Annotated in this window: 24 protein-coding genes; 11 read left to right on the forward strand and 13 right to left on the reverse strand. The window is 74.7% G+C overall.

All coding sequences use genetic code 11. The features are described 5' to 3' along the window. The first annotated feature begins 44 nt into the window (after positions 1-44). Positions 45-1,208 carry an acyl-CoA dehydrogenase family protein gene (locus ACN26Y_RS19815; RefSeq protein WP_155331716.1) on the forward strand — a complete coding sequence of 388 codons (1,164 nt, stop codon included), beginning with the start codon at positions 45-47 and terminating at the stop codon, positions 1,206-1,208. Between the two features lie 64 nt (positions 1,209-1,272). Here ACN26Y_RS19815 and ACN26Y_RS19820 read toward each other — a convergent pair whose 3' ends face one another. After that, positions 1,273-2,046 (reverse strand): M23 family metallopeptidase, encoded by a 774-nt coding sequence (locus tag ACN26Y_RS19820; RefSeq protein WP_155331717.1) that lies wholly within the window; start codon positions 2,044-2,046, stop codon positions 1,273-1,275. A 174-nt stretch (positions 2,047-2,220) separates the two neighbouring features. On the opposite strand from ACN26Y_RS19820, the gene ACN26Y_RS19825 reads away from it, so the two are divergent. Further along, positions 2,221-2,376, forward strand: coding sequence for a hypothetical protein (locus ACN26Y_RS19825; RefSeq protein WP_155331718.1), 156 nt, complete (start codon positions 2,221-2,223; stop codon positions 2,374-2,376). A 22-nt stretch (positions 2,377-2,398) separates the two neighbouring features. On the opposite strand, the gene ACN26Y_RS19830 is transcribed toward ACN26Y_RS19825, so the two are convergent. After that, a complete protein-coding gene (locus tag ACN26Y_RS19830; RefSeq protein ID WP_155331719.1) occupies positions 2,399-3,154 on the reverse strand; it encodes a zf-HC2 domain-containing protein in 756 nt (251 codons plus the stop codon). A 93-nt stretch (positions 3,155-3,247) separates the two neighbouring features. Beyond that, positions 3,248-3,811: a sigma-70 family RNA polymerase sigma factor gene (locus tag ACN26Y_RS19835; RefSeq protein WP_366600482.1), complete on the reverse strand. Its 564-nt coding sequence runs from the start codon at positions 3,809-3,811 to the stop codon at positions 3,248-3,250. 343 nt (positions 3,812-4,154) lie between these two features. On the opposite strand from ACN26Y_RS19835, the gene ACN26Y_RS19840 reads away from it, so the two are divergent. Continuing rightward, entirely contained in the window at positions 4,155-6,125 is a 1,971-nt protein-coding gene (locus ACN26Y_RS19840) for a cellulase family glycosylhydrolase (protein ID WP_422733244.1), read from the forward strand. 103 nt (positions 6,126-6,228) lie between these two features. Here the strand turns inward: ACN26Y_RS19840 and ACN26Y_RS19845 are convergent, their stop codons facing one another. The 5 genes from ACN26Y_RS19845 to ACN26Y_RS19865 all read right to left on the reverse strand — a co-directional run bounded on the left by ACN26Y_RS19845 (position 6,229) and on the right by ACN26Y_RS19865 (position 9,159). Continuing rightward, the gene (locus ACN26Y_RS19845; RefSeq protein ID WP_422733245.1) at positions 6,229-7,431 is read right to left on the reverse strand and encodes a PH domain-containing protein; all 1,203 of its coding nucleotides are present in this window, start codon (positions 7,429-7,431) and stop codon (positions 6,229-6,231) included. A gap of 4 nt (positions 7,432-7,435) precedes the next feature. Continuing rightward, the gene (locus tag ACN26Y_RS19850) at positions 7,436-7,789 is read right to left on the reverse strand and encodes a PadR family transcriptional regulator (RefSeq protein WP_155331722.1); all 354 of its coding nucleotides are present in this window, start codon (positions 7,787-7,789) and stop codon (positions 7,436-7,438) included. Between the two features lie 116 nt (positions 7,790-7,905). After that, positions 7,906-8,199 (reverse strand): BON domain-containing protein, encoded by a 294-nt coding sequence (locus ACN26Y_RS19855; protein WP_155331723.1) that lies wholly within the window; start codon positions 8,197-8,199, stop codon positions 7,906-7,908. 67 nt (positions 8,200-8,266) lie between these two features. After that, entirely contained in the window at positions 8,267-8,815 is a 549-nt protein-coding gene (locus ACN26Y_RS19860; protein WP_155331724.1) for an STAS domain-containing protein, read from the reverse strand. Beyond that, positions 8,812-9,159: a hypothetical protein gene (locus ACN26Y_RS19865; RefSeq protein ID WP_155331725.1), complete on the reverse strand. Its 348-nt coding sequence runs from the start codon at positions 9,157-9,159 to the stop codon at positions 8,812-8,814. The genes ACN26Y_RS19860 and ACN26Y_RS19865 overlap by 4 nt, the downstream gene beginning before the upstream one ends. A 141-nt stretch (positions 9,160-9,300) precedes the next feature. Between ACN26Y_RS19865 and ACN26Y_RS19870 the strand changes: the two genes are divergently transcribed. Genes ACN26Y_RS19870 through ACN26Y_RS19880 form a run of 3 tightly spaced genes read left to right on the forward strand, consistent with a single transcriptional unit; the run spans position 9,301 to position 11,884 of the window. Continuing rightward, positions 9,301-9,975, forward strand: a complete 675-nt coding sequence (locus ACN26Y_RS19870) for a response regulator transcription factor (RefSeq protein WP_155331726.1) — start codon at positions 9,301-9,303, stop codon at positions 9,973-9,975. Beyond that, positions 9,972-11,324, forward strand: coding sequence for a sensor histidine kinase (locus ACN26Y_RS19875; protein WP_422733246.1), 1,353 nt, complete (start codon positions 9,972-9,974; stop codon positions 11,322-11,324). The genes ACN26Y_RS19870 and ACN26Y_RS19875 overlap by 4 nt, the downstream gene beginning before the upstream one ends. Beyond that, positions 11,321-11,884: a GerMN domain-containing protein gene (locus ACN26Y_RS19880; RefSeq protein WP_422733247.1), complete on the forward strand. Its 564-nt coding sequence runs from the start codon at positions 11,321-11,323 to the stop codon at positions 11,882-11,884. The genes ACN26Y_RS19875 and ACN26Y_RS19880 overlap by 4 nt, the downstream gene beginning before the upstream one ends. A 28-nt stretch (positions 11,885-11,912) precedes the next feature. On the opposite strand, the gene ACN26Y_RS19885 is transcribed toward ACN26Y_RS19880, so the two are convergent. Beyond that, on the reverse strand, positions 11,913-13,298 hold the full coding sequence (locus ACN26Y_RS19885; protein WP_422733248.1) for an NAD(P)/FAD-dependent oxidoreductase: 1,386 nt from the start codon (positions 13,296-13,298) through the stop codon (positions 11,913-11,915). Positions 13,299-13,359: 61 nt separating this feature from the next. Further along, positions 13,360-14,694, reverse strand: a complete 1,335-nt coding sequence (locus ACN26Y_RS19890) for an acyltransferase family protein (RefSeq protein ID WP_196255633.1) — start codon at positions 14,692-14,694, stop codon at positions 13,360-13,362. A 276-nt stretch (positions 14,695-14,970) separates the two neighbouring features. Between ACN26Y_RS19890 and ACN26Y_RS19895 the strand changes: the two genes are divergently transcribed. From ACN26Y_RS19895 to ACN26Y_RS19905, 3 genes are read left to right on the forward strand one after another with little or no spacing between them, the layout of a single operon-like run. Next, positions 14,971-17,295, forward strand: a complete 2,325-nt coding sequence (locus ACN26Y_RS19895; protein WP_422733249.1) for a hypothetical protein — start codon at positions 14,971-14,973, stop codon at positions 17,293-17,295. Between the two features lie 10 nt (positions 17,296-17,305). After that, positions 17,306-17,695 carry a hypothetical protein gene (locus ACN26Y_RS19900; RefSeq protein ID WP_422733250.1) on the forward strand — a complete coding sequence of 130 codons (390 nt, stop codon included), beginning with the start codon at positions 17,306-17,308 and terminating at the stop codon, positions 17,693-17,695. A gap of 50 nt (positions 17,696-17,745) precedes the next feature. Beyond that, complete coding sequence (locus ACN26Y_RS19905) at positions 17,746-18,159, forward strand: SgcJ/EcaC family oxidoreductase (RefSeq protein ID WP_422733251.1); 414 nt, start codon at positions 17,746-17,748, stop codon at positions 18,157-18,159. Positions 18,160-18,207: 48 nt separating this feature from the next. On the opposite strand, the gene ACN26Y_RS19910 is transcribed toward ACN26Y_RS19905, so the two are convergent. Further along, a complete protein-coding gene (locus ACN26Y_RS19910; RefSeq protein ID WP_422733252.1) occupies positions 18,208-21,480 on the reverse strand; it encodes a BTAD domain-containing putative transcriptional regulator in 3,273 nt (1,090 codons plus the stop codon). 235 nt (positions 21,481-21,715) lie between these two features. Here ACN26Y_RS19910 and ACN26Y_RS19915 point away from each other — a divergent pair, with 235 nt between their 5' ends. After that, positions 21,716-22,384: a DUF899 domain-containing protein gene (locus ACN26Y_RS19915; protein ID WP_155331735.1), complete on the forward strand. Its 669-nt coding sequence runs from the start codon at positions 21,716-21,718 to the stop codon at positions 22,382-22,384. Between the two features lie 36 nt (positions 22,385-22,420). Then, positions 22,421-24,034 carry an MFS transporter gene (locus ACN26Y_RS19920; protein ID WP_370463258.1) on the forward strand — a complete coding sequence of 538 codons (1,614 nt, stop codon included), beginning with the start codon at positions 22,421-22,423 and terminating at the stop codon, positions 24,032-24,034. Positions 24,035-24,240: 206 nt separating this feature from the next. On the opposite strand, the gene ACN26Y_RS19925 is transcribed toward ACN26Y_RS19920, so the two are convergent. Together ACN26Y_RS19925 and ACN26Y_RS19930 are read right to left on the reverse strand one after the other, a co-directional pair. Beyond that, positions 24,241-25,227, reverse strand: coding sequence for an NAD-dependent epimerase/dehydratase family protein (locus tag ACN26Y_RS19925; RefSeq protein WP_366600498.1), 987 nt, complete (start codon positions 25,225-25,227; stop codon positions 24,241-24,243). Then, complete coding sequence (locus ACN26Y_RS19930) at positions 25,224-26,570, reverse strand: nucleotide sugar dehydrogenase (RefSeq protein WP_422733253.1); 1,347 nt, start codon at positions 26,568-26,570, stop codon at positions 25,224-25,226. The genes ACN26Y_RS19925 and ACN26Y_RS19930 overlap by 4 nt, the downstream gene beginning before the upstream one ends. Between the last annotated feature and the right edge of the window lie 11 nt (positions 26,571-26,581).

The following is a 26,581-nucleotide window of genomic DNA, read 5'->3' on the forward strand; positions in this document are numbered from 1 at the left end:
AGGGCTTACGACCGTACGCGCACCACAGAGGACCAGGAGGGGACATGGACTTCGCGCTCTCGGACGAGCAGCGGGCCATCCGGGACACCGCCCGCGACTTCATCCGCCGGGAGGTGATGCCGCTGGAGCAGGAGGTGCTGCGCCGTGAGCGGGCCCACCAGCCCGGCCTGGAACGCAGCGAGCTGCGGGAGCTGCAGCTCAAGGCGCGTCGGTTCGGCTTCTGGGGGCTGGCCACCCCGGAGGAGTACGGCGGGATGGACCTGCCCGCGGTCACCCAGGCGCTGATCTGGACCGAGCTGGGCCGGTCGTTCGTGCCGTTCCGTTTCGGCGGGGAGGCGGACAACATCCTCTTCCACGCCAGCGAGGAGCAGAAGAAGGAGTTCCTCGTCCCGACCATCGAGGGGGAGCGGGTCTCCTGCTTCGCCATCACCGAGCCGGGTGCCGGCTCGGACGCGGCGAACATCAAGCTGCGCGCGCGGCGCGACGGTGACGACTGGATCCTCGACGGCGAGAAGACCTTCATCACCAACGGCAACGACGCCGACTTCGCGATCGTCGTGGCGGTGACGGACCCGGACCGGGGCGCCCGCAACGGCGGTGCCACCGCGTTCCTGGTGGACCGGGCGATGGGCTGGCGGTCGGAGTTCATCCAGACCATGGGCGAGGGCGGGCCGGCGTCGCTGGTCTTCGACGCCGTACGCGTGCCGCACCGCAACATCCTCGGCGACGTCGGCCAGGGCTTCACGCTCGGCATGGAGTGGATCGGCAAGGGCCGTTACACCATCCCGTCGCACGCGCTCGGCATCGCCGAGCGGGCGCTGCAGATGGCCATCGAGTACGCCAACACGCGCGAGACGTTCGGCGCGAAGATCGGCACCAACCAGGCGATCCAGTGGATGATCGCCGACTCCGAGACCGAGCTGGAGGCGGCCCGCTGGCTGGTGCTGCGCGCCGCGTGGACGGTCGACGCCGGTCTCGACCCCCGGCACGCCTCCTCCATGGCGAAGCTGTACGGCGCGGGGATGGTCAACCGGGTGGTGGACCGGGTGCTCCAGATCCACGGCGGCATGGGCTACACCCGGGAACTGCCGATCGAACGCTGGTACCGGCAGGTGCGCCTCTACCGCATCTTCGAGGGCACCGACGAGATGCAGCGCCTGATCATCGCCCGCGACCTCCTACGCGGCTACACCAAGGTGGGAGCCTGACGGAAAGGAAGGGCCCCCTGTTAACGCCTGGCGTTGTACAAGGGACCCTTCCTAACCGCTTTCGTCAGCAACGCGGCACGTTCGGGATGTACCCGTCGTGGCCGGTGTAGACGTACGCGTCGGCGATGTACCGGCCGGCGCCGATCCGGTCCCAGATGGAGCTGGTGCCGTACGTGCCGGTGACGGTGGTGCCGCTGGTCTGGCACCGGATGGTGACGGTGGCGCCGTCGGCGACGGTGCCGACCGCGTCGTACCCGGTGCCGGGGCCGGAACGGACCGTCAGCGGGGTGCCGCTGGTGTTGACGGTGCCGGTCGCGGTGCCGCCGCCGCAGCCGTTGTCGCTGGTGTACGTCTTCGTGCCCCAGTAGAGGGCCAGGGTCCCGTTGAAGCGGACCTGGATGTCGCTGCCGTTGAGCCGCTGCTCGTAGTGCAGGTGCGGGCCGGTGGAGCCGCCGGTGCTGCCGACCCAGCCGATGACCTTGCCGTAGCCGACGGTCTGTCCGACCGAGACGTTGAAGCCGTTGAGGTGCGCGTAGTAGGTGCTGTAACCGTTGCCGTGGTTGATCCGGACGTACTTGCCGTAGCTGGTGCCGCCGAGGTCGGTCACCCGGTCGACGGTGCCGGGTGCGCTGGCCACCACCGGGTCGCCGAGGTCGTCGGTCCGGTTGAAGTCCACCGCGTACGCCGGGCTGTGGTTGGTGCGGGTCTGCCCGGACCAGGACTGGCCGCACGGGAAGGGCACCTTGAACGTCGGTGCGGCCGCCGCCGGCGCTGCCGGCAGCAGCACGCCGAGCGTCAGCAGCGCGGTCGCGAGCAGGCCGGTCCACCGCTTACCCATCCAGCACCTCCAATGTCGAAAACCTTCGATGATTGGAGCTAAGCCTGACGGATTTCGCCACGGAAGGGAAGGGTCGGCGGCCGGCCCCGCCGGGAGCCGGCCGCCGAATCGCCTCATCCGTGCCGCCGGAGGGCACAGTCAGTCGACGTCGGACCCCACGGGCAGGGGACGTCCGTGCCGTCGGGCGACGACGCCCAGGACGGCGTCCACCACGAGGAACGCGACGAGGGTGCCGCCGAACCAGGGCAGCGGCCAACCGAGGGCGACGACGAGCGGGACGCCGAGCCGCAGCGCCCAGACCGGGAGGCCGTGCAGCGCGCCCCGGACTAGCCGATCTTGTGTCCGATAATGATCACGCCGCACGGCGGTCGGGGAGGTGAGCGGATCCCGGGTACGGCGGCGGGACGAGCCGCAGCCGCGGGACCTCGGCCGGCTCGTCGGCGTCGAGACGCCAGCGCGGTCCGTCGCCGCCGCGTCCGCGTCGGGCCGGGCCGCCGGGACGCAGGCGGGGGCGGGACAGGGCGACGACGACGGCGTACCCGGCGAGGAGGAACGCGTGGCTGACCAGCCGGCTGCCGTCCACCCGCCCGAGCACGAGATCGTTGACCGACAGCAGGAGCAACGTGCCGACGAAGGCGCTCAGCATCGGCACCAGGCCGGTCGGGGGAGTACGGCGGGCCGCGACGAACAGGAAACCGGCGCCCACCGCGACGTTCCACGCCGCCGACTCGTGCCACAGGTGCCCCGCGCCCACCGTACCGGCGGTGTGGACGTGCGCGCCGGCCGCGCCGCGACCGATCTGCACCAGCCCGAGCAGCAGCTGGAGTGCGCCGATCAGACCCAGCACCGCCCGCAGGCCGAGCACGAGGCGGCCCCGCCGCCGGCGGGGAGCGGGCGCGGGTAGGGCGGCCAGGACCGCGTCGGTGAGATCCGTGCCGGGCAGCGGCACCGACAGTCGGGCCCGCCGCGTCACCGCCGCGGCCCGGTCGAACCACGACCGGCAGTCACCACAGCCACTCAGATGCGCCTCGGCCGCCGCCCGCTCGGCCGGCGTCTCCTCGCCGTCGAGCTGCGCCGACAGCACCTCGCGCCACTGCTCACACCCCATGTACCGGTAGTCGGACCGGCGGCGGCGACGGTTCCCGGCACTTTCCGGACGCCGCCCGGGGACTCCCACCGTCGGGACGGCCCAGAGCCGCGTTCAGCCGGCCGTGCCGCCGCCCCGGCGCGCGCCCGGCCGGCCTTCGGCTGCGGCCACCAGGTCCTCGCGGGCCCGTGCCACCCGGGAGCGGATGGTGCCGACCGGGCAGTCGCACACCTCCGCCGCCTCGCCGTAGGACAGGCCGAGGATCTGGGTGGCGACGAACGCCTCCCGTCGCTCGGCCGGCAGCGCCGCGACGAGCTGCTCCAGGGCCACCTGCCGGTCGAACCCGCTGCGTGCCGGGTCCGGGGCGTCGTAGAAGTCGGACATGGGCACCGTCCGTGGGCGAACCGTCGCGGCGCGGACGTGGTCGACCGCGACCCGGCGGGCGATGGCGAGCAGCCAGGTGCGTGCCGTGGACCGGCCGGCGAACGACGGCAACGACCGCACCGCCCGCAGGAACGTCTCCTGCGCCAGGTCGTCGGCCTCGGCGGGGGACACCAGCGCGCCGAGGAAGCGGCGGACCTGCTGCTGCGTCGCCCGGACGAACCGGGCCGCGGCGTCGCGGTCCCCCCGCCCCGCGGCGAGGGCCCACGCGGTGACCTCCGCGTCGTCGTCCGCCATCGACACCTCCCGCGCCCGTCCCGGCGCCCGCCGCCGGCCACGACGATTCGTCGTAGTGATCGGGCGGTAGCGTACCGTACCGAACGCTGCCCGCCCCTCCACCGGTACGTCCCGGACGGCCGACCGGATCAACCGCCGCCGAGCGCCGGCGGGCCCCGGCGGTCAGGGGGCACGGTCGGCGCCGGTCGGGCGGTCGCGAAGCCGTCCATCCCGGACCGTCGGCGAGATCGTCCTTCCCTTGGCCGGCACAACGCCCTAACCTCTGTGGAAGCGCTCCCATCGATTCGGATCGCCGTACCGGGCGGGCGATCCGGCCTTCCACCCCACCAGAGAAGGACAGGACATGCCTGTAAGCGCACGCACGCGGGCCGCCATCGTGGCGGCCTGCGCCGCCGTCGGCCTGACCGCCCCGGCGACGGTCGCGGTCGCCGCGCCCGACACCCCCGCCCCCCTCGTCGCCGCCGCACCCACCGCCGACTGGCTGCACACCGACGGCAACCGGATCGTCGACGAGGCCGGCAACCAGGTGTGGTTGACCGGGGTCAACTGGTTCGGCTTCAACGCCTCCGAGCGCGTCTTCCACGGCCTGTGGTCGGCCAACATCGAGACCATCACCCGACAGATGGCCGAACGCGGCATCAACATCGTCCGGGTGCCGATCTCCACCCAGCTCCTGCTGGAGTGGAAGGCCGGCCAGACGGTCGTCCCGAACGTCAACACGTACGTCAACCCCGAGCTGGCAGGCAAGAACAACCTCCAGGTCTTCGACCACTGGTTGCAGCTGTGCGAGAAGTACGGCCTGAAGGTCATGCTCGACGTGCACAGCGCCGAGGCCGACAACTCCGGTCACGTCTACCCGGTGTGGTGGAAGGGCACGATCACGCCGGAACTGTTCTACCAGGGCTGGGAATGGGTCACCGACCGCTACAAAACCAACGACACGATCGTCGCGATGGACATCAAGAACGAACCGCACGGCACGCCGAACCAGCCGCCGCGCGCCAAGTGGGACTCCAGCACCGACCAGGACAACTTCAAGTACGCCTGCGAGACGGCCGGCCGGCGGATCCTCGCCGTCAACCCGAACCTGCTGATCCTCTGCGAGGGGATCGAGGTCTACCCGCGCGCAGGTGAGACGTGGAACTCGCCGAACACCGACCCGGACCTCAGTCCCAACTACCACTACAACTGGTGGGGCGGAAACCTTCGCGGCGTCGCCGAGCACCCGGTTAACCTCGGCGCGCACCAGGACCAGCTCGTCTACTCCCCGCACGACTACGGGCCCCTGGTGTTCGAGCAGCCCTGGTTCCAGCAGGACTTCGACAAGAACTCCCTGATCAGCGACGTGTGGCGGCCGAACTGGCTCTACCTCCACGAGAACGGGACCGCGCCGCTGCTCGTCGGCGAGTGGGGCGGCCGGCTCGGCCAGGACGCCCGGCAGGACAGGTGGATGGCGGCGCTGCGCGACATGATGGGCGAGTACGGCATCCACCACACGTTCTGGTGTCTCAACCCGAACTCGGGCGACACCGGCGGCCTGCTGCGCGACGACTGGACCAGTTGGGACGAGACGAAGTACAACCAGATCCTCAAGCCGGTCCTGTGGCAGCACAACGGCAGGTTCGTCAGCCTCGACCACCAGGTGCGCCTGGGCGGCGCCGCCTCCACCACCGGCATCAGCCTGGCCGAGCGGTACGCAGGCGGCGGGAGCGACACCGTCGCGCCGACCGCTCCGGGGCAGCCGACCGTCAGCGACCTGACCGCCACCGGTGCCACGCTGACCTGGGCCGCCGCCACCGACAACGTCGGCGTCACGGGGTACGACGTGCTGCGGGCGGTCGGGTCCGGGCCGGCCACCGTCGTCGCCACCGTCACCGGCACCACCTACCGGGCCACCGACCTCGCCGCCGGGACCGCGTACACCGTCAGCGTGCGGGCGCGCGACGCCGCCGGCAACGCGTCGGCGTCGTCGGCGGGCCGGACGTTCACCACGCCGGCCGGTGGCGGTGGCGGCGCCGGGTGCGCGGCGACGTGGACGGTGACCAACTCCTGGCAGGGTGGCTTCCAGGGGCAGGTCGCGGTCAGGAACACCGGCACCGGCCCGACCAGCACGTGGCGGGTCACCTGGACCAACCCCATCGGCACCGCCATCTCCGCACTGTGGAACGGCAGGCTGACCACGTCCGGCGGCGCGAACACCGTGACCAACGAGCCGTACAACGGCACGCTCGCCGCCGGGGCCAGCACCACCTTCGGGTTCACCGGCATCGGCGCGGGCACCGCCCCGACCGACCTGGCCTGCTCCGCCTCGTGACGGAGCCGGACGCCGACCCGGGCCGGGTGGACCTCTGAGCGACGGGCCGGCCCGGAGACGACGCAGCGTCTCCGGGCCGGCCTCACCCCGCGCGACCCGTCCGTCAGTCGCCGGTGTTCGGAAGCGGGTCGGCGCGGGGCCGCCGGGGACGCAGGACCGGCCGCGTGACCGGCGCTTCGGCGGGACCGGCCGGAGATGTCTCCTCCGTGGCGACCGACGCGTCCGGGTCGCCGTGCCCGGCGGGCCCGGCCGGCGGGGGCTCCAGCCGGCTGATCGCCTCGGTCAGCGCCGTCAGCTGGGCGGTCAGATCGGCCACCCGGAGGACCACCTCGCGGCGTACCGCCGCCGGGTCGACCACGTCGAGCCGGGGCGCGTCCGCAGAGGTGACGCCGTCGTGCCACTGCGGCCCGGTCCCGTGGCCGAGGGCGAGCTCCAGGTCGGACAGGTCCTCGGCGTCGCGGTCCGTCACGTCGACGCCCAGCCGGGCCTCCACCGCGTCCGGTTCGTACATCTCCTCGACCAGGCGCAGGTAGAGCTCGTTGGGGTTGGGCAGGTCCACCACCCGGCGCAGGACGTTGCGCCGGCTCGCCGACTCCAACTGGAAGGTGCCGTAGTTGAGCAGTCGGCCGAGCGGGGACTGGACGTAGCGCATGTCGGTCACCCGCAGCAGCGGGATCATGCCCACCCGGCGGACGAACACGCCTTCGGTCGACATCAGCCGCTTGTTCGTGATCACGAACCGGCCCAGGTGCCAGCCCAGGACGCGGTGCGCGGTCAGCAGCACCGCGCCCACCAGCACCGCGGCGATGACCCAGCCCGTGTAGCGGGGGTTGACGCGTTGCTGGGCGACCAGCACGCCGAGGACGGCGTAGACCGCGACGACGCCGACGCTCTTCACCGGGTGGATCCAGTGCCGGCGCCACTCGCCCCGGTACCGCTCGGTCGGGAACAGGTACCGGGCGACGCCGGGGGTCGGTTCGTCCTCCAGCGGGAGGACCCGCCGGGCGCCCAGCAGGTCGTCGGCCACCTCTCCGCCGGGCTCCCGGCCGGCGAGCCGGCGCAGCCGGGTGAGTACGGCGTCGGCGAGGAACCCCAGCCCGGTGCCGAGCTTGAAGAGCTTGCCGGGCCGCTCGTTGATGATGGCCGCGTGCTCCTCGGCGCGGATCTCCGCCCGCTCGTGGTCGTCCGGGTAGTGCAGCCGGGCCGACCAGGTGACCAGCTTGCGGCCGAGCCACGGCGACAGGTCGGTCATCTCGTTGACGATCAGCCCCAGCACCAGCGCCAGGACGACCTCGACCGTGCCCACCGGGTCAGCCCGCCGGCGTGGGGTGTGCGTCGCGGCCGAAGCCGGGAGCCGGGCGGGGGCGCGCCGGCGGCGTCCGGACCGGCGCCGGGACCTCGCGACGGGCGGCCTCGGCGCCGCTCGGGGTCAGGCGGTAGTACCGCCGCCGTGGTCGGACCGGTGAGTCGGCGGCCCGCCGCTCCCACGAGCCGGTGATCCAGCCGGCGTCCTCCAGCTGGTCGAGCACCGCGTAGACGGTCGGGCCCGAGCGCCGCACCGACCGCATGATCTGCCAGCCGTGCACCTCGGTCTGTTGATCCCACGCCTCGAGCAGGAGCCCGAGCACGTCGAGCAGGGCGCTGGTGATCCGGGGCCGGGCCATGTCCCATTCTAGGGACGACCCACCACAGTGGAAGGTGTCGGCAATCGGACGGCACGGCGGCGCGCGCGGCGCGGGCAGGACCCGACCGGCCCAGGAGTCCTACAGCCGCCCCGGCGTCAACGGCGGCGCCGCTCCACCACCCGGAGAGTGTTGCAGACGTCGGCGACGCCGGGCACGTCCCAGACGAGTTCCCCGGCGGTCTTGCGGGCCTGCACATCGGCGACCGTGCCGGCGAGGATCACCACCCGGTTCTGCACCGTCACCGTGATCTGCTGACGGCGGGTCGACCAGTCGATGCTGAGCCGCTGCGCGGCCAGCGCCGCCAGTCGCGTGTCCTCGTCGTCCGGCTGCGGCGGGTCCCACGCCGGGTGGAACGGGTCGTTCTCGGGCAGGGGCCAGGGCATGACCATGTCGGTGTCCTCATCCTTGGTTCGGGGGGCGCGGTGCCGCCGGGCACCGGGCGGCGCGGCGCTCCGCTCAGACAAGCACCTCGGGCTCGGTGGCGCTGCCGGACCGGGGCGGAACCACCGGAAACGCGGCCTGCAGACGCATCGTGTGCAGCACGGTCAGCACGAACCGGGAGGGGGCGTGCAGGCACAGCTCCATGCCCCGCTGGCGGGCCTCCTGCCGGGCGCGGACCAGCAGCCCGAGGCCGGCCGAGTCGATGTGCTCGACGGTGGAGAGGTCGACCGTCACCCGGCCGGCGTGTTCCTCCGCCGCGGCCAGTGCCGCGCGCAGCGCGTCGGTCTCCGCCTCGGCGGCGGCCGGCACCGGATCGTCGACCTCGTCGAGGTCGTCGATCCCGAGGGGGTGCGGGCCGGCCGCCGCCGAACCGGGGGTGGGGAGGGGAGTGCAGCGTGGGCACCGGTGCGGGCCGGTCGCGAACGGGGATCCGGTCCACCCGTGCTCGGACACCAGGGTCCAGACGACCTCGGCGTCGGGCAGGACGACGGCGGTGCTCGCGGCCGTGTCGCCGCAGCCGTCGCAGATCAGGGTCATCACGTGCTCGTCCGGCACGACGGTCATCGGCCCTTCCCTTCCTGGTCCGCCGGCACCGTGGTCGGGTCGATGGCGGATCGCCACCGGGTCGTGGCGTGGCCTGTCGGGCGCGGGGCCCGTCCCGCCGTGACGAGGGCGAGCAGGACCGCGGTGCCGGCGAAGCCGGCCTGGACAGCCAGCCGGAGCGGGCTGGGTGCGGCGACGTCGACCCCGGCGACCCGGGCGCTGATGGTGCCGAGCAGGGCGGCGCCGACGCCCACCGCCAGGGTCAGCCAAACCGGGGCGACCGGCCGCCCGGGCAGGACGAGCCGCCCGAACGCGCCGACGGCGAGGCCGACGACGAGGGCGTGGACGAGTGCGTCGCCGGTCATCGTCGCGTCCCTTCGGGCATGTCCTTCACCCTTCAAGGGGCTCTTGTAGCGGCCGGCGCAGTTGCATGACAGTCGTGTGACAAATTCCCCGGCGGGACACCGGAGGTGGGCACCTGCCCTGGTGGCAGGGATGATTCCGGTATGACGGCCGTACTGGTGATCGAGGACGACGACCGCATCCGGCTGGCGCTGCTGCTCGCGCTGGAGGAGGAGGGGTACGCCGCGCGCGGCGCGGCGACCGCCGAGGAGGGGCTGCGCCTCCAGCGTTCGGAGCCCGCGGACTACGTGCTGGTCGACCTGATGCTGCCGGGCATCGACGGGTTCGAGTGCATCCGGCAGCTGCGGCGGGACGACGACGTCCCGATCGTGGTGGTCAGCGCCCGGGACGACACCCACGACATCGTCGCCGCGCTGGAGGCCGGCGCCGACGACTACGTGGTCAAGCCGGTCGCGATCAAGGAGCTGTCGGCCCGGCTGCGGGCGCTGCGCCGCCGGGCTCGGGCCCTGACCGGACCGGTGCCGGTGCAGGTCATCGGTGACCTGGAGATCAGCCCCGACGCGGGGGAGGTACGCCGGGCGGGGCAGCCGGTGCCGCTGACCCGGACCGAGTTCCGGCTGCTCTGCGAGCTCGCCGAGCACGCCGGCCGGGTGCTGTCCCGGCAGCAGCTGCTCCAGCGGGTCTGGGGGTACGACACCGGCGACGAGCGCCTCGTCGACGTGCACGTCGGGCGGCTGCGGCAGAAGATCGAGGCGGAACCGGGCAACCCGCGGCACCTGGTCACCCTGCGCGGGCTCGGCTACAAGCTGCAGCGATGAGACGGCTCGGGCTCCGCGCGCGGGTGACCGCCGGGTTCGCCGTCGGCGCCGCGCTGCTGGCCGCGTCGATGGCGTTGATCTCGTACGACCTGACCCGGCGGTCCCTGCTGGACGAGCGGGAACGCACCGCGGTGCGGGCGGCGTACTTCGACGCGGCGGTGGTGCGTACCGGGCTGGACACCGAGCGACCCGACGTCGCCGAGGTGCTGCGGTCACTGGACACCGGCAGCGCCCGACGCCCGCTGCTGCACCTGGACGGCTCCTGGTACGCGCGGACCGCGGAAACCGCCGCCACCGGCGTCCCCGAGGCGCTGCACGAGCGGGTGCGCGCCGGCCGGCCCGCGGTGCAGCGGGTCCGGCTGGCCGGGCAGCCCACCCTGCTGGTCGGTGTGCCGCTGTCCGAGCGGGCGACCTACTACGAGCTGACCTCGCTGCGCGAGCTGGAGGAGACCTTCCAGGTGCTCGCCCTGGCGCTGACCGCCGTGGCGATCATGGTGGCCGGGTCCGGCGCGGCCTTCGGCTGGTACGCGACGCGGCACAGCCTGCGCCCGTTGACGGCGGTCGCGGACGCCGCCGAGAAGATCGCCGCCGGGGACTTCACCACCCGCCTGGCCCCGGCCACCGACCCCGACCTGACCCGGCTGTCGACCTCGTTCAACGACATGGTCGACCAACTGGCCCGGCGGATCGAGCGGGACCGCCGCTTCGCCGCCGACGTGAGCCACGAGCTGCGCTCGCCGCTGCAGACCCTCTCCGCCGCGGCGAGCGTCCTCACCAGGCGCCGCGATCACCACGACGAACGGACGGCCACCGCGGCGGGGCTGGTGGCCGACGAGATCGACCGCTTCCAGCAACTCGTCAACGACCTCATCGAGCTCGCCCGCGCCGACCAGCCCGCACAGCGGGAACACGTGGACGTGGCGGCGCTCGCCCGCGAGGTGTGCCGCACCCGGGCGCTCCCCGAGGACCTGGTGCGGGTCGAGCCGGACACGCCGGCCGACTGGCGGGTCGACCGGCGGCGTACCGAGCAGCTGCTGGTGAACCTGCTCGACAACGCGGACCGGTACGGCGGCGGTCCGGTCGCGGTGCGCCTGTCGGTCGACGCCGGCACCGGCGTGATCGAGGTGGACGACGCGGGCGCGGGCGTACCGGAGGAGGACCGCGACGGCATCTTCGACCGCTTCGTCCGCGGTCGCGCCGCCCACGCCCGCGCCGGGACCGACGGCACCGGCCTCGGCCTGGCCATCGTCGCGCAGCACGCCGCCGCGCACGGCGGGCGCGCGACGGTGGGGGACCGGCCCGGCGGTGGCGCCCGCTTCCGGGTGGAGCTGCCCGGGAGCGTCGGGTGACCGCGCGCGCGGCGGCGGCCGTCCTGCTCGCCCTGCTCCTCGCCGGCTGCGGCGTCCCCACCGACGACGGGCCACGCGCCGTGGAGGTGCCGCCCGGTCCGTTCCCCACACCGGGCACGGCCACCTCGACCGTGCCGGCCGGTCAGGTGGACGAGGTGCTGTGCTTCCTCCGGGACGACCGCCTCGTGCCCGTGGTCCGGCGGATCGACACGCCGCCGACGTTGGACGAGCAACTCCAGCACCTGCTCGCCGGCCCGAACCAGGCCGAGCGCGACAACGGCCTGACCACCGCGCTGCCCGGCGGGGTCACCGTGGCGGGTGTGCGGCTCGCCGGCGCCCGGGCCGAGGTCGAGGTGCCCGAGGCGGGCGACGAGATCGGTCGCAGCGACGAGATCCTCGCCTTCGGACAGATCGTGTGCACCCTGACCGCCCGCGCGGAGGTCGACTCGGTGTCGTTCCTGCGCGACGGGCAGCCGCTCGGGGTGCCCCGCGCCGACGGGTCGCTGTCGCTGGCGCCCCTCACCGCCGCCGACTACGCCGAGCTGACCCGCCCCGGCTGAGGTCCCCGCGGGGGACCGTCGGGCGGTTTCATCCGCGGTCGTCGGCAGTCGGGCGGACGGCGGTCGCGGCGCCGCGGACCGGCGCCGCCGGCCGGCCGCCCCGGCGCAGGACCCGCCACATCACCGACGGCCGCATGATCGCCTGGGGCGGGTCGATGAGGCCGGCCACCCGCAGGAACGCCTCGGTGACCCGCGCGTCCCTGGTGGCCGCGGCCTGCACCCGCGCCAGGTAACTGTTGGCGATCCGCACCATCAGGCCACGCCGGCCCTCGGCACCGGGGTGGGCGAGGTCGCCGCCCGCCGCGACCTCCCACGGCGCGTCCAGGAGCCGGGCGACGTCGGCGAAGAACCGGCCCGGACGCGGTGCCGCCGTGGCGGCCAGGTGCCGGCGCAGCAGCAGCGCCTCCAGCGCGGCGACCGTCATGCCCTGGCCGTAGACGGGGTTGAAGGTGCACAGCGCGTCGCCGACCACGAGCAGCCCGTCGGGTACGCGGGGCAGCCGCTCGTACCGCCGGCGGACGCTCGCCGGGAACCGGAAGGAGACCGGCTCGTCGAGGAACTCGGCGTCCCGTACCGCGTCGATGACGTCGGGCACCGGCAGCGACTGCGCGTACGCGAGGAAGCCGTCCCGGTCGGTCGGCGGCTCGTCGCCGAGGACGCCGGTCAGCGAGAGCAGCCCCCGGTTCTCGCCGAGCGTGGCCAGGAACGCCCCGCGCGGGTGGGCCGGCGTGGCGACCGGGTTGATCGAGACGTCGCCGTGGAACGGGTCGTCGCGGAACCGGAACCGGGCGCTCGTGTACGTCAGCCCGATCTTGACCCGCTCCTCCGGAACCGCCGGGTACCCCAGCTCGGCCAGCCAGGTCGGGGTCCGCGAGCCGCGGCCCGTCGCGTCCACCACCAGGTCGGCGTCGAGCACCTCCGGGGTGCCCGCGTCCCGGCGGTGGATCCGGACGCCGGTGATCCGGGTGCCGTCCGTGGCGGCGACCGGCGCGACGACGTCGGTGCCGTCGATCAGCCGTACCCCGGACAGGCCGAGGACCTTACGCCGCGCCAGGGCCTCGATCCCCGGCCGCCAGCCCCCGACCACCAGCAGGCCGGTCTCCGCCGGCGCCAGGCGGCGGCCGTCGAAGTACCAGCGGATCCGGGTGCCCAGGTCACCGGAGCGCATGCCCGAGGCGGTCAGTTCGGCGGTGAAGCCCGGGAAGATCTCCTCGATGGCCCGCTGCCCGCGGGCGAGCAGCCCGTGCAGGTGCCGGCCCTGCGGGACCCCGCGGCGCGGGGCCGTCCCGTCGGCCAACCGGTCCCGGTCCACCAGGACCACCTCCCGGTACGCCTCCGCGAGCACCTTCGCGGCGAACAGGCCGGCCATGCTTGCGCCCAGGACGACCGCCCGGTCCCTCGGGGTCCCGCTCATCGCCTCTCCCTCCGTTCCCACCGGGCGGACCCTCCGCCCGCGTACCGCCGGTCCGGTGTGGTCAGTTCGCCGACGTGACCGGCGCGACCGGCGCGACCGGCGTGGCCGTCCCGGTGGCCCAACCGGGCAGCGCGTCAGAGACGGCCGGCTGCTCCGGCACCGTCCGCGGCGCTTCCGCGCCGGGATCGACCGGGGCGCGGCCCAGCCGGGGCCGCAGCCGCATGGCCGGCCGCTCGACGAGGAACCAGCTCGCCGTCGCCGTCACCACGCTGGCGCCGAGGATCGTCGCCGTCACCAGCCAGAAGTTGCCCGTCCCCAGCGGCGTGCCGGTGAGGCCGAAGAAGAGCCACAGGTGGAAGACGTGCCAGAGGAAGACCCCGTAGGAGATCCGGCCGAGGAAGGCCACCACCGGGTTCGACAGCACGGCGCGCATGTACCGGGGACGCCCGGTCGGCAGGGCCAGCGGTGCCACCGCCAGCACCGCGATCGCCAGGTAGAGGGTGTGGTCGACCATGGCCGCGCCGAGCGGCGGGTAGTTCATCTCGTTCGGGCCGCTGACCGGCGAGCAGGCCAGCGCGTACGCGGCCAGCGCACCGAGCCACGCCACGCCGGGGAAGCGGCCGAGGAACCGGTACACCGCCGGCTGCCGCTCGGGTGCCACCTCGGCGACCGCCGACAGGGTCGCCAGGACCATGCCGGCCGCCAGGTAGCCCACGTACTCGGTGGGCCACAAATGCTGGGCCGGGAAGGCGCCCATGGACGGCAGGTGGTGGTAGGCGGCGAAGGCGGCGCCGACGAGCACGACGCCGCCCAGCGGCAGGACGATCCGCCGTACCCGCGCGGCCGGGTCGGTGACCCGACGCGCCCACCGGCGCAGCGCCCACGCCACCAGCGGAAGCGTGAGGTAGAACGCGACCTCGGTGGCGAGGCTCCACGTCTGCTCCATGCCCGTCGGCATCGTCGCCGGGTCGTAGACCTGGAGCACCAGCAGGGGGAACAGGACGTCCCGTGGCCCGTCCACGGCGTCGGCGTTCAGCACCACCAGCGCGACGACCGTCAGCACCCAGTACGCGGGCACGATCCGCAGCGCCCGCCGCCAGAGGTACGGCCGCAGCGGCGTCGCCGGCCGATCGGTGAGCGTGGCCAGGGCGAGCGGGCGGTAGAGCACCAGCCCGGACAGGACGAAGAAGATCGGCACGCTGACGTCCATCGTGTTCAGCACCGGCCCGGCGACCGGGTTGCCGGGCGCGCCGTACATGTCGGAGGCGATCACGCCGGTGGTGAGCGCGACGTGGGTCAGCATGACCAGCACGGCGGCGATCCCGCGTAGTCCCTCCAGCTCCGGGAAGAAGATCCTCGCGCGTCTGTCTGTTCGGTCCTCGCGTACCGCCGTCATCACCGGCTCCTCACCGCGGACACGCCCACCTGAGTGGTCACGGCCGCCTGGTCGTCGCGGAGGCTCCCTCGCATCCGCCCTCCACACCGTGGGATCGTCCGGCCGCCGCGCGGTACGGCGCATCTTCCACCGTGCGCAGCCGACGGCGCGGGCCCGGGAGAGCGCACGGTGGAAGATGCGCGCCGTGGGACGGCCGGAGAACGATGCGGACGAGGGAAACCAGTCACCGCCCGGCGTGCGCCGCCCGGCGGCCGGTCGAACGCGGAGGTACGGGACGTGGGTGGGGAGCGGTCACCGGACGGCACAGGTCGACCAGGTCGCGGGACCGGGCGGGCACTGGTCCCCGTCCTGCTGGCCGCCGTCCTGGCGCTGCCGGCCCCACCGGCTCAAGCTGCCCCGTCCGGTCGGGAAGCCGTGCGGTCCGGTGCGGACAGCGGGGGGACGGCGGCGGACGCCGGCGGGTCGGGGGCCGCCCGTCCCGCGCCGGCCGGCCCGCCGTCCACGGCGCCGGCCCGGCACACCGTCACGCTGCTCACCGGCGACCGGGTCACCGCCTCGGCGGACGGCGCGCAGGTGACCGTCACGCCGGGCGCCGGCCGGGCCGGGATCCGGTTCACCACCCTCCGCGCGGGCGGCCGGCAGCTCGTGCTCCCCGAGGACGCGCGTCCGCTCGTCACCGCCGGCCTGCTGGACCGGCGGCTGTTCGACGTCACCGAACTGGTCCGCGCGGGCTACGACGACGCGCGCAGCCCCGGGCTGCCGCTGCTCGTCACCCGACGCGGCGCCGACCCGGCGGCCGGACTCACCGGGCCCGGTCTGCGCACCACCGCCCGCCTGCCGCACGCGGGTGCGGTGACCGTCACGAAGTCGGCCGCCCCGGCGGCGTGGGCGGCGATCCGTTCCCAGCGGGCGCACCTCGCCCGGATCCGGCTGCACACCCCGGCCGCCCCGGCCCCCGGCCCGGGGAGCACCGCCACGTCGGGCGGCGCGTCCGGGCAGGGGAGCGACGCGACGTCCGGCGGTGCGTCCGGGCCCGCGAGCACCAGCGCGTCGGGCGGTGCGGGACCGGCGGCCGAGACCCACACGCTGACGGTGCGCCACCTCGGCCCGGACGGACGGGCGAGCAGTGTCGCCGAGACGATGGTCCTCGACCTCACCGGCGACGTCCGGGCGGTGCTGAGCGACGCGGCCGGCACATCCTCCGCCGAGCTGCCCCGGGGGACGTACGTCCTGGTCGCCGACGTGGTCGACTTCGGCGACACCGACTCCACCTGGCACCGGCTGGTCCAGCCCGAGCTGGTCCTCGACCGGGACGCCACGGTGACCGTCGACGCGCGGCGATCGGCGCCGGTACGCACCTCCGTGCCCCGGCCCGACGCCCGTACCGCCCTGGTGGACCTCGGCTTCGAGCGGCGCGACGGCGACCGCCCCGGGTTCACCCTGTCGCTGGCGGCGGACGGCTTCGACGGCCTGTACGCCGGGCAGATCGGCGGCGACGTCGACGCCACGCGGATGACCGGTTACCTCGCCTCCACCTGGGGGGTGCCCGGGCCACGCGGCGACTTCGCGGACACCCCGTACACGTACGGCCTGCTGGACACCCGCCCCGGCGGCTTCTTCACCGGCCTCGACCGCACCGTCGCCGAGGGCGACCTCGCCGCCGTCGACACCCGGCTGGTCGCGCAGGTGCCCGGCCGGCCCGCCACCAAGGCCCACTTCGCGACGGCTCCCGGCGTGACCGGGACGCTGGCCGCCCTGCTGCCGTTCCGCCTGCCGGCCCGCACCGTCCACCTGCTCGACGCGGGCGACACCCAGTGGAGCGGCGCCTTCGGTGAGAACGTCCCCGGGCCGGGCGGGCTACCCACCGAGGTCACCGCCCTCGGGCAGGGCTACCGGAGCTACCGGGCCGGCCACCGGTACACCGACCGGTGGAACGCCGCGGTGTTCGGGCCGATGTTCGACTTCGCGGGCCACGCCGGCCGGCGCGGCGACACCGTCTGGTTCGGCGTCCCGATGTACTCCGACCAGGACTCCCACCGGGGCGGCTCACTCACCGACACCGCGTCCACCCTGCTCTACCGCGACGGGGTGCTGCTGGCCCGCTCCGGCGCCGGGAACCTCGAGACGGAGGTCCCGCCCGGCCCCGGCACGTTCCGGGTGGAGAAGCGGACGACCCGGCCGTCCTTCTCCGACCTGTCGACGCGGGTGGACTCGGTGTGGACGTTCCGCTCCGACACGGCGGGGGAGGCGGGCGAGTCGTTCCCGCTCTGGGCCGTCCGGTACGCGCCGCCGGTCGACGACCACAACCGGGTGCGTCCGGGACCGGTGACCGTGCTGCCGGTGACGGTGATGTCCCAGCCGCAGGCCCGGGTCGGTGCCGTACGGGAACTCGCCGTCGAGGTCTCCGGCGACGCGGGCCGCACGTGGCGGCCGGCGCGCGTGGTGCCTGCGGGCGGAGCCGGCTACCGGGCCGTGGTGGCCACCCCGCCGGGCGCGGCGTCGCTGTCGGTGCGGGCCGTCCTCGTGGACACCGACGGCAACCGGCTGGAGCAGACGATCGTCGACGCCTACCGGTACGCGTCCCGTGAGCGGGACCGTTGAGGAGGAAACCATGAGCGTCTCCATCCGGGTCGCGTCCGCCGCTCTCGTTGCCGTGTGCGCGTCGGCGACGGCCACCCTCGGCCCCGCCCCGGCGCGGGCGGACACCGCGCCGGCGACGTGCGTGACCGCCCCGAGCACCCCGACCCTGAGCCCGACCGGCGTGTCGGTACGCAGCGTGGCGACCAACGGTTGCACGGTCTACGCGATTTTCTGGCTGATGCGCTGGCAGTCGACCGACACCGGCTGGCGGACCGTGCTGGAGCGCTGGATGGACCCGGGCACCGTCAACCGGCTCGACTTCGCCTGCCGGGGCAGCGGCACCTGGACGTACCGGGCGGTCGTCTGGGATCCCAACATGATGGGCTACCTGACCTCGCCGGACGCCCGGATCACCTGTTGAGACGCACCCACGCCGCCGGGCGTGCCGGTGGGACCACGAGGAGGTAGGACATGTCCGCAGGCGACACCGCCGTGCTGACCGACGAGGCCGCGGTGCGGGACGTGGCGAACCGCATCATGGCAGCCTGGGCGGCCAACGACGCCGACGGCTTCGCGGCGATCTTCACCGAGGACGGGACCCTCATCGGTGACTCGTACATGAAGGGCCGGGACGGGATCCGCGCGTTCATGGCCGCCGGGTTCGCCGGCCCGTACGCGGGGATGCGGGTGTACGTCGAGCCGCTCGACGTACGGTTCCTCACCGCCGACATCGCCCTGCTGGTGACGCGGGGCAGCGTGCTGCTGGAGGGCGAGAGCGGGATCGTCCCCGAGCGTGGCTTCCTCGCCACGTCCACGGTGGTGCGGCGGGACGGGCGGTGGCACATCGCGGCGTACCAGAACTCGAAGGGCACCGCCGACGGCTGACAGCGGGCTGCCGGGACCGGGCCGGGCGGCGGCGTGCCGCCCGGCCGGTCAGGCCGGACGGCCGGCGGTGGCCGACACCGACCGGTAGGCCTGGTCCGGCCGCAGCGTCGTGCCCCGGTCGAACTCCTCGGCGAACGCCGCGGCGCCAAGCGCGGCGCGGGCGGCGGCGGTGATCCGGTCGACGTCCCCGCGCTCCCCGTCCGGCAGCGGCGCGCCCACCGAGGCCCGCGCCACCGCCGCCGCGCCGAGCAGCCGGGCCGCGTCCCCGGGGCGGCCGTCGACGGCCGCCGCCCCGGCGAGCCCCTCCAACGCCAGCGCCTGCGCCCGCGGATCCCCGATGGCGGTGGCCAGGGCGAACGACTCGGCGTGCAGGTCGTGCGCGGCGGTCGCGGCCTGCCGCAGCTCGGCGACGAACCCCAGCTCCGCCAGGAGCAGCGCCCGCACCACCTCGGCGTCCAGGCCCGGCTGCCGGGTCCACTCCAGCACGCCGCGCAGCAGCCCCTCCGCTTCGGCGAGGCGGCCCTCCCGGCGGGCCCCGAGCCCCAGACCGATCTGCGCGTACAGCTCGGCGGGCTTGCAGTTCTGCTCGGCGGCCAGCCGCAGCGCCCGCTCGTGGAACTCCCGTGCCCCGTCGTAGTCGCCGGCGAGCAGGGCGATGCGGCCCAGGCCGGAGAGGCGGTCCGCCGCCTCCAGCCACAGCCCGAGCTCCTCGGCCATCCGCAGGCTCTCGCGGTGCAGCCGGGCCGCCTCCGCGTAGTCCCCGGTCGCCTCCGCGCGGGAGCTGAGCGGGAAGGACGCCTGCAACTGGCCCCACCGGTCACCCAGTTCCCGGAAGAGGGCCACGGCGCGTTCGGCGTCGCGGCGGACCGCGGCCAGCTCGCCCCGGGCCTGTGCCTGGTTGGCCCGCAGGCTCAGCGCGGTGGCCACGCCCCACCGGTCGCCGAGCCGTTCGAACTCCGGCAGGACCTCGTCGACGAGCGCGGTGCTGCCGGCCACGTCGCCGGTGTTGAGCAGGGCGAGCCCGAGGAAGCAGACCGCCCGCGACCGAGCCGCCGGGTCCGCGCCGGCCGGCCAGCCGGCGAGCGCCGGGGCGACCAGCGGGGCGTGGTCACCGCCGCCCTCCAGCAGCGCCAGCCCGGCCTGCCAGCAGGCTGCGGCCGACCGCAGCGGCTCCGGGGCGGGGCCGGGCACGCCCAGGGCGGTCTCGATCGACCGGCGTGCCTCCCGCAGCCGCCCGCGCAGGTAGCCGTACCAGGCCAGCGCGGTGGTCAGCTCCAGCGCCCCGGCCGCGTCCCGGTCGGCGACCGCGCCGTCCAGCGCGTGGCGCAGGTTGGCGGTCTCCTGGTCGAGCCGGGTCAGCCACTGCCGTTGCTCGGGACCGCGCAGCGCCTCGTCGGCGCGGCGGGCCAGCGCCGTGTAGTACCGCCGGTGGCGGCGGCGGACGGAAGCCACCTCGTCGGCCTCGCGCAGCCGCTCGGCGCAGTACGCGGCCACCGACTCCAGCAGCCGGTACCGCGGCCCGCCCGGCAGCTCGGCCATCACCACCAGCGAGCGGTCGACCAGCCGGGCCAGCAGGTCGAGCACCTGGTCGGCGGGGAGGCGGTCGTCGGCGCACACCGCCTCGGCGGCCTCCAACGCGCAGCCGTCCGCGTGCACCGCCAACCGCCGCAGCACCACCTGCTCGGGCTCGCCGAGCAGCTCCCAGCTCCAGTCGATCATCGCGCGGAGGGTCTGCTGGCGGGGCGGCGCGCCGCGGTGCCCGCTGGTCAGCACCCGGAACCGGTCGTCGAGCCGGGTCAGCAGGCCGCGGACCCCCAGGGACCGGACCCGGGTCGCGGCCAGTTCCAGCGCGAGCGGGATGCCGTCGAGCCGGTGGCACAGCTCGGCGACGTCCCGGGCGTTCCCCTCGTCGAGCGCGAAGGCGGGCGCGGCGGCGCCCGCGCGGGTGACGAAGAGCCGGACCGCGCTGGCCCGGGCGAGCACCGCCGGGTCGCTGACCGCCGGGTCCGGCAGGGCCAGCGGCGGTACGGCGCAGACCTGCTCCCCGGCGACGCCCAGCGGCTCCTGGCTGGTGGCCAGCAGGCGGACGTCCGGCGCGTGCCGCAGCACCCGGTCCGCCAGCTCGGCGACCGCCTCGACGACGTGCTCGCAGTTGTCCAGCACCAGCAGGAGCCGGCGACCGCGCAGGGCCTCCACCAGGTGCTCGGCCGGCGTGGCGGGGGCGAGGTCCACGCTCTCGCGGACGCCGAGCACCGCGAGGACCGACCCGGCCAGCGCCGCCGGGCCGGCGCGGCGCAGCGCCGCCAGCTCGACCAGCCACACCCCGTCCGGGTACGCCCCGACGAGCCGGTGGGCCGCCTCGACCGCCAGGCGGGTCTTGCCCACCCCGCCCGAGCCGACCAGGGTCACCAGCCGGGCGGCGTCGAGCAGGCCGTGGATGTCCCGTACCGCCTCCTCCCGGCCCACCAGGTCGGTCAGCGGGGCGGGCAGGTTGCCGCGTACCCCCGCCGGGTGCGCGGCGCCCGCCGGGGCCGGCGCGACGGTGACCGCGCCGGTCGTCGCCGGCGGGGCGAGCAGCGCCGGGTCGTGCGACAGGATCGCCCGGTGCAGGGCGACCAGCTCGGGGCCCGGGTCCACGCCCAGCTCGTCGGCGAGCCGCCGGCGGAACCGCTCGTAGCGGTCCAGGGCCTCGCCCTGCCGGCCCGCCCGGTACAGCGCCCGCAGGTGCAGCGCGCGCAGGCGTTCCCGGTACGGGTGACGCGTCACCAGGTCGGCGAGTTCCCCGGTGAGCAGGTGGTGCTCGCCCAGCGCGAGCCGGGCCTCGGCCCGGTCCTCGGTGGCGGCCAACCGCTGCTCGTCGAGCCGGACGGCCAGCGCCGTGACGAACGGGGCTTCCGGGAAGTCGGCCAGCACCGGGCCGCGCCACAGACCGAGCGCCTCGTCGAGGAGGGCCACCCGCGCGTCCGGACCGGTCGTGCCGGCGGCCCGCTCCACCAGCGCCGTGAACCGCTCGGCGTCGGTCGGGTCCGGGTCGGTGCGCAGCAGATACCCCGGGGAGTGGGAGACCACCCGGTCCCGGGCACCGGGCTCGGCGGCGTTCAAGGCGCGGCGCAGCTGCCAGACCTTCGTCTGGAGCGCCCCGGTGGGGTTGGCCGGTGGACGGTCCCGCCAGACGTCCTCCACCAGCCGGTCGACCGACGCGGGACGGCCCTCGTGGACCAGCAGGGCGGCGAGCAGGACACGGACCTTCAGATCGGGCACGGTGACCGGCGCGCCGTCCGTCGTCCAGACGCCCAGCGGACCGAGGAGCCCGAAACGCATGGTGTCACCGTAACGCAGCGCTCCGGCGACAGGCCGTCACGTCACCGGCGGCGACCGCGAGTGGACCGGGAGTGGACCGAGAGGGGCGCCGGACAGGGTGGACCAGGGTGCCGGACCACGGCCGGTCGTGGGTCCCCCGCACGGGCCACGTCCCCTCGCCGTGACCCGCGCGCGTGCGCGGCCGGCCGCCGGCACCCCCCCCAGGACGCTTTCACACCACGGACGGAGAGAGATCATGAACCTGCCACCGGTCGTGTCGTCGGAGGAGTGGCAGGCCGCGCGCGAGCGGCTGCTGGTCAAGGAGAAGGAGGCGACCCGGGCCCGGGACGCGCTCGCCGCCGAGCGCCGCCGGCTGCCGATGACGCGGATCGAGAAGGAGTACGTCTTCGAGGGCCCGGCCGGGAAGGCCCGCCTGGCCGACGTGTTCGAGGGGCGACGGCAGCTCGTCGTCTACCACTTCATGTTCACGCCGGGCTCGGCGCACCGCTGCGAGGGCTGCTCGATGTTCGTCGACAACCTCGGGCATCCGGCCCACCTCAACGCCCGGGACACCACGCTCGCCCTGGTCTCGCGGGCCCCGCTGGCCGAGATCACGCCCTTCCAGGAGCGCATGGGCTGGACGGTGCCCTGGTACTCGTCCTACGGCACCGACTTCAACGCTGACCTCGGGCTGACGTCGGAGGCGGGGGAGTCCTTCGGTCTCAGTGTCTTCCTGCGCGACGGCGACGACGTGTACCGCACGTACTTCACCACCGCCCGCGGCGTGGAGGCCCTCGGCAGCAACTGGACGTTCCTCGACCTGACCCCGCTGGGTCGCCAGGAGACCTGGGAGGACACCCCGGACGGGCGGCCGCAGACCACGCCGTACAGCTGGTGGCGGCTGCACGACGACTACGACAAGTAGGCCGCGCGGTTCCGCGTACCCCGGACGGAAAGGACCATGATGGACGTCAACGAGAGCGAGGCCGGGCCCCGGGCCGGCCGGCGGGAGTGGGTCGGGCTCGCGGTGCTCGCCCTGCCCACGCTGCTGCTGGCGCTCGACCTCAACGTGCTCTACCTGGCGCTGCCGCACCTGAGCGCCGACCTGGCGCCGGACGCCGCCCAGCTGCTGTGGATCATGGACATCTACGGTTTCATGATCGCCGGGTTCCTGGTCACGATGGGCACCCTCGGCGACCGGATCGGCCGGCGGCGGCTGCTGATGATCGGTGCGGCCGCCTTCGGCGTGGCTTCCGTCGTCGCCGCGTACTCCACCAGCGCCGAGATGCTGATCGCCACGCGGGCGCTGCTGGGCGTCGCCGGTGCGACGCTGATGCCGTCGACCCTGTCGCTGATCAGCAACATGTTCCGCAACGCGCAGCAGCGCACCATGGCCATCGGCATCTGGATGAGCTGCTTCATGATCGGCTCGATCATCGGGCCGCTGATCGGCGGCGCCCTGCTCGAGGGGTTCTGGTGGGGCTCGGTGTTCCTGCTCGGCGTACCGGTGATGGTCGTGCTCCTGATCGCCGCGCCGGCGCTGCTGCCCGAGTACCGCAACCCCGACGCCGGCCGTCTCGACCTGGTGAGCGTCGCCCTCAGTCTGGCCACCGTGCTGCCGGTGGTCTGGGGCCTCAAGGAGCTGGCCAAGGACGGGTTCGGGGCGCCGCCGCTGCTGGCCATGGTGGTCGGGCTGGTGATCGGCGTGGCCTTCGTCCACCGGCAGCGCCGGCTCGCCCACCCGCTGCTGGACGTGCGCCTGTTCGCCAACCGCACCTTCAGCGCCGCGCTGCTCATCATGCTGATCGGCGGGGCCACCATCGGCGGCATCGCGCTGCTCTTCGCCCAGTACGCCCAGCTCGTCGAGGGACTCTCGCCCCTGCGCGCCGGTCTCTGGATGCTGCCGTACGCGGTGTCCATGCTGATCGGGTCGATGCTGGCGCCGATGATCGCGCAGCGCGTCGCGCCGGGCTACGTGGTGGCCGGCGGCATGGCGATCGCCGCGGTCGGCTACGCGCTGATCGGCCTGGTGGGCAGCGCCGGCGGGCTCGGGCTGGCGGTCACCGGTCTGGTGATCGTCTACCTCGGCTTCGGCCCGGGAGCCGTGCTGGGCACCGACCTGATCATCGGTGCGGCGCCGCCCGAGCGGGCCGGCTCCGCGTCGTCGATGTCCGAGACCAGCACCGAACTGGGTGTCGCGCTCGGCGTCGCGCTGCTGGGCAGCGTCGGCACGGCGGTCTACCGCGGCGAGGTGGCCCCCGCCGTCCCCGCCGGCCTGCCGGGCGAGGTCAGCGAGGCGGCCGAGGAGTCCCTCGCCGGCGCGAGCGCGGTCGTCGGCCAGCTGCCCGAGCAGACCGGCGCGGCACTGCTGGAGGCGGCCCGGGAGGCGTTCACGAGTGGCTTCAACGCGGCGGGCGTGGTGAGCGCCGGGCTGGCCGTGCTCCTCGCCGTGCTCTCGGCGCTGCTGCTGCGGCGGGTCCGCCCGACGGCGGAGCAGCCGTCGGCCGACGCGGCGCAGGGGAGCGGGGAACCGGCGGCCGGCACCGGCGGCTCCCCGGAGCCCGCGCGGCAGTAGCCCCACCGACCGCGCACGGTGGCCGGGGCGCCGCCCCCCGCACCCCGGCCGCCGTGCGCGCCGCTGGGCCCCGAGGGGCCCGCGTCCGTTGACCATGAGGTCTCGCGTCCTCCGGCGGCGGGAGCCGGTCCGAATGCCTCCTGGTCAACGCGCTGTCGCCGCCCGGCCCCGGAACGGGGACGGGCGGCGACGGTTGGTCTGTCGGGTCAGGATGCCCCGGTGTCGGGCAGGGCGAGCCACCACGGGTTGTCCCGGGCCCACCCGACCGTGCGGGCCAGGCCGTCGCGCAGCGGCACCTCGCACTTCCAGTCGAGCATCGTCCGGGCCCGGGTGGTGTCCGGGATGCGGCGGGCCAGGTCCTCGTAGGCGGTGCCGAGCACCGCCCGGGTGTCCACGTCGGACCGGGCGGCGCCGCCGGTCAGGGCGCCGATCAGCTCCACCACCTCGGCGATGGTGTTCTCCACCATGCTGCCGATGTTGAACGACTCGCCGACGGCCTCCGGACGGTCCGCCGCGGCGAGCGTGCCGGCGACCGCGTCGTCGACGAACGTGAAGCAGCGCGTCTGCCGGCCGCGGTCGTAGACGACCACCGGCCGGCCGTTCAGCGCCCGGTGCACCGAGCGGCTGACCAGGTACGCCGGCCGCTGCCGGGGACCGTAGACGTTGAAGTACCGTACGATCGTCGCGGCCAGCCCGTGCTGCCGGCCGAAGGCGTACGCGAGGTGCTCGGTGAGCGCCTTGCTCGTCGAGTACGTCCAGCGGTCCGCCGACGTCGCGCCGAGCACCCGGTCGTCGTCCTCCCGCCACGGCACCGCCGGGTTCTTGCCGAACACCTCGCTGGTGCTGGCGAGCAGCACCCGGGCGTCCGCCCGGCAGGCCAGGTCCAGCACGGTACGCGTGCCGGTGACGTTGATGTCGATGACGTCCAGCGGCCGGGCGAGGTACTGGTCCACGCCGACCACGGCGGCCAGGTGGTAGACCACGTCGACGCCCGGGGCGATCGCCTCGGCGAGCCGCCCGGCGTCCCGGACGTCGGCCTGCACGAACCGGACCTGCCCGGCCCACGCCGGACGTCCCGTCGCCGGGGGCGCGCCGTCGACGACGGTCACCTCGTCGCCCCGCGCCACCAGCCGCTCCACCAGGTGGGCGCCGATGAATCCGTACCCGCCGGTCACCACGACCCGCGCGCTCACCGGCCGATCCCCCGGTAGTGGAAGCCGGCCGCCCGTAGCTCGGCGATCCGCTCCCGGCTGTAGTAGGCCCGCCCGTCGAGCACCAGGCACGGGCGGGTGACCGGCAGCGCGGCGAAGTCGATCCCGGCGAACGGCCGGTGGTGCGCCAGCACCGCGACGCAGTCCGCGTCCCGTACGGCGTCGTCGAGGTCCGCCACCGGGCGCAGGCCGAACAGCTTCTCGGTCTCGTCCGGGTCGACCAGCGGGTCGTGCAGGCGCACCGCGCACCCGGCCTCCCGCAGCGCCTCGACCGCCGGCAGCACCGGCGTGGCGCGCAGGTCCCCGGTGTCGTTCTTGAAGGCCAGGCCGAGCACCGCCACCCGCGCCCCACGGGCGGGGCGGCCGAGCGCGGCCAACTCGTCGAGGATCAACCGCGCGGTGTACGCGGGCATCCCGGCGTTCACCCGTCGCCCGGCCGGCGCCGTCAGGATCTCCAGGCCCCGCTGCTGCGCCGAGTGCCAGACCATCCACGGGTCCTTGGTCAGGCAGGAACCGCCCACCCCGACGCTGGGCAGCAGGATGTTGATGGTGCCGGTGCCCTTCGGGATGCCGTTCGCGGCCTGGATGACCTCCAGCACGTCCACCTCGTACAGCGCGCTGAACTTGGCCAGCTCGTTGGCGAGGGCGATGTTGAGGTCGATCCACCAGTTGTCGGCGAGCTTGACGATCTCCGCGGCCTCCAGCGACTCCACCGGGATCACGTCGACGCCCAGCGCGCGCCGCCAGAACGTCTCCGCGTCCCGGGTGCTGCCGGCGTCGAGGCCGCCCGCGACGATGGGGAAGGTCCGCAGCTCCCGCAGCGCCGTGCCCTCGGCGAGCCGCTCCGGCGTGAACGCCAGCCCGAAGTCGGTGCCGCCGACCAGCCCGCCGCCGGCGAGCAGCGGCAGCACGAAGTCCCGGGTGGTGCCGGGCGGGACGGTGCTCTTGACCACCACCAGCTGGCCGCGGCGCAGGTGGCGGCTCAGCTCCACGCAGGCGCCGCGCAACTGGTCGTCGGCGAGCGACCCGTCCAGCCGTACCGGGGTGCCGACGGTCACCAGGACGACGTCGGCGTCGGCGACCGCCGCGTAGTCGGTGCCGACCCGCAGCCGGCCCGTGTCGACACCCGCCCGGAGCAGGCCCGCGAGGTCGGGCTCCTCGAAACGGCAGTGCCCGCGGCGCAGCTCGTCGACCAGGTGCGGGTCGACGTCCACACCGGCCACGTCGAGGCCCCGCTCGGCCAGCACCGCCGCGATGCAGGCCCCGACGTAGCCGAGGCCGATGACCGCCACCCGTGGGTCTCGTCGGTCGGTCAGAACACCCATCTCAGGCTCCA

The organism is Micromonospora sp. WMMD558 (assembly GCF_049315255.1).
Classification (GTDB): domain Bacteria; phylum Actinomycetota; class Actinomycetes; order Mycobacteriales; family Micromonosporaceae; genus Micromonospora.

What these genes read in the sequence shown, in the direction of transcription:
- ACN26Y_RS19865 (WP_155331725.1), bottom strand. Translation starts at nt 9,159, where the DNA reads ATGACCGGCGACGCACTCGTCCACGCCCTCGTCGTCGGCCTCGCCGTC.
- ACN26Y_RS19875 (WP_422733246.1), top strand. Translation starts at nt 9,972, where the DNA reads ATGAGACGGCTCGGGCTCCGCGCGCGGGTGACCGCCGGGTTCGCCGTC.
- ACN26Y_RS19915 (WP_155331735.1), top strand. Translation starts at nt 21,716, where the DNA reads ATGAACCTGCCACCGGTCGTGTCGTCGGAGGAGTGGCAGGCCGCGCGC.
- ACN26Y_RS19930 (WP_422733253.1), bottom strand. Translation starts at nt 26,570, where the DNA reads ATGGGTGTTCTGACCGACCGACGAGACCCACGGGTGGCGGTCATCGGC.
- ACN26Y_RS19910 (WP_422733252.1), bottom strand. Translation starts at nt 21,480, where the DNA reads ATGCGTTTCGGGCTCCTCGGTCCGCTGGGCGTCTGGACGACGGACGGC.
- ACN26Y_RS19840 (WP_422733244.1), top strand. Translation starts at nt 4,155, where the DNA reads ATGCCTGTAAGCGCACGCACGCGGGCCGCCATCGTGGCGGCCTGCGCC.
- ACN26Y_RS19835 (WP_366600482.1), bottom strand. Translation starts at nt 3,811, where the DNA reads ATGGCGGACGACGACGCGGAGGTCACCGCGTGGGCCCTCGCCGCGGGG.
- ACN26Y_RS19850 (WP_155331722.1), bottom strand. Translation starts at nt 7,789, where the DNA reads ATGGCCCGGCCCCGGATCACCAGCGCCCTGCTCGACGTGCTCGGGCTC.
- ACN26Y_RS19900 (WP_422733250.1), top strand. Translation starts at nt 17,306, where the DNA reads ATGAGCGTCTCCATCCGGGTCGCGTCCGCCGCTCTCGTTGCCGTGTGC.
- ACN26Y_RS19855 (WP_155331723.1), bottom strand. Translation starts at nt 8,199, where the DNA reads ATGGTCATGCCCTGGCCCCTGCCCGAGAACGACCCGTTCCACCCGGCG.
- ACN26Y_RS19905 (WP_422733251.1), top strand. Translation starts at nt 17,746, where the DNA reads ATGTCCGCAGGCGACACCGCCGTGCTGACCGACGAGGCCGCGGTGCGG.
- ACN26Y_RS19820 (WP_155331717.1), bottom strand. Translation starts at nt 2,046, where the DNA reads ATGGGTAAGCGGTGGACCGGCCTGCTCGCGACCGCGCTGCTGACGCTC.
- ACN26Y_RS19885 (WP_422733248.1), bottom strand. Translation starts at nt 13,298, where the DNA reads ATGAGCGGGACCCCGAGGGACCGGGCGGTCGTCCTGGGCGCAAGCATG.
- ACN26Y_RS19920 (WP_370463258.1), top strand. Translation starts at nt 22,421, where the DNA reads ATGATGGACGTCAACGAGAGCGAGGCCGGGCCCCGGGCCGGCCGGCGG.
- ACN26Y_RS19830 (WP_155331719.1), bottom strand. Translation starts at nt 3,154, where the DNA reads ATGGGGTGTGAGCAGTGGCGCGAGGTGCTGTCGGCGCAGCTCGACGGC.
- ACN26Y_RS19860 (WP_155331724.1), bottom strand. Translation starts at nt 8,815, where the DNA reads ATGACCGTCGTGCCGGACGAGCACGTGATGACCCTGATCTGCGACGGC.
- ACN26Y_RS19815 (WP_155331716.1), top strand. Translation starts at nt 45, where the DNA reads ATGGACTTCGCGCTCTCGGACGAGCAGCGGGCCATCCGGGACACCGCC.
- ACN26Y_RS19890 (WP_196255633.1), bottom strand. Translation starts at nt 14,694, where the DNA reads ATGACGGCGGTACGCGAGGACCGAACAGACAGACGCGCGAGGATCTTC.
- ACN26Y_RS19870 (WP_155331726.1), top strand. Translation starts at nt 9,301, where the DNA reads ATGACGGCCGTACTGGTGATCGAGGACGACGACCGCATCCGGCTGGCG.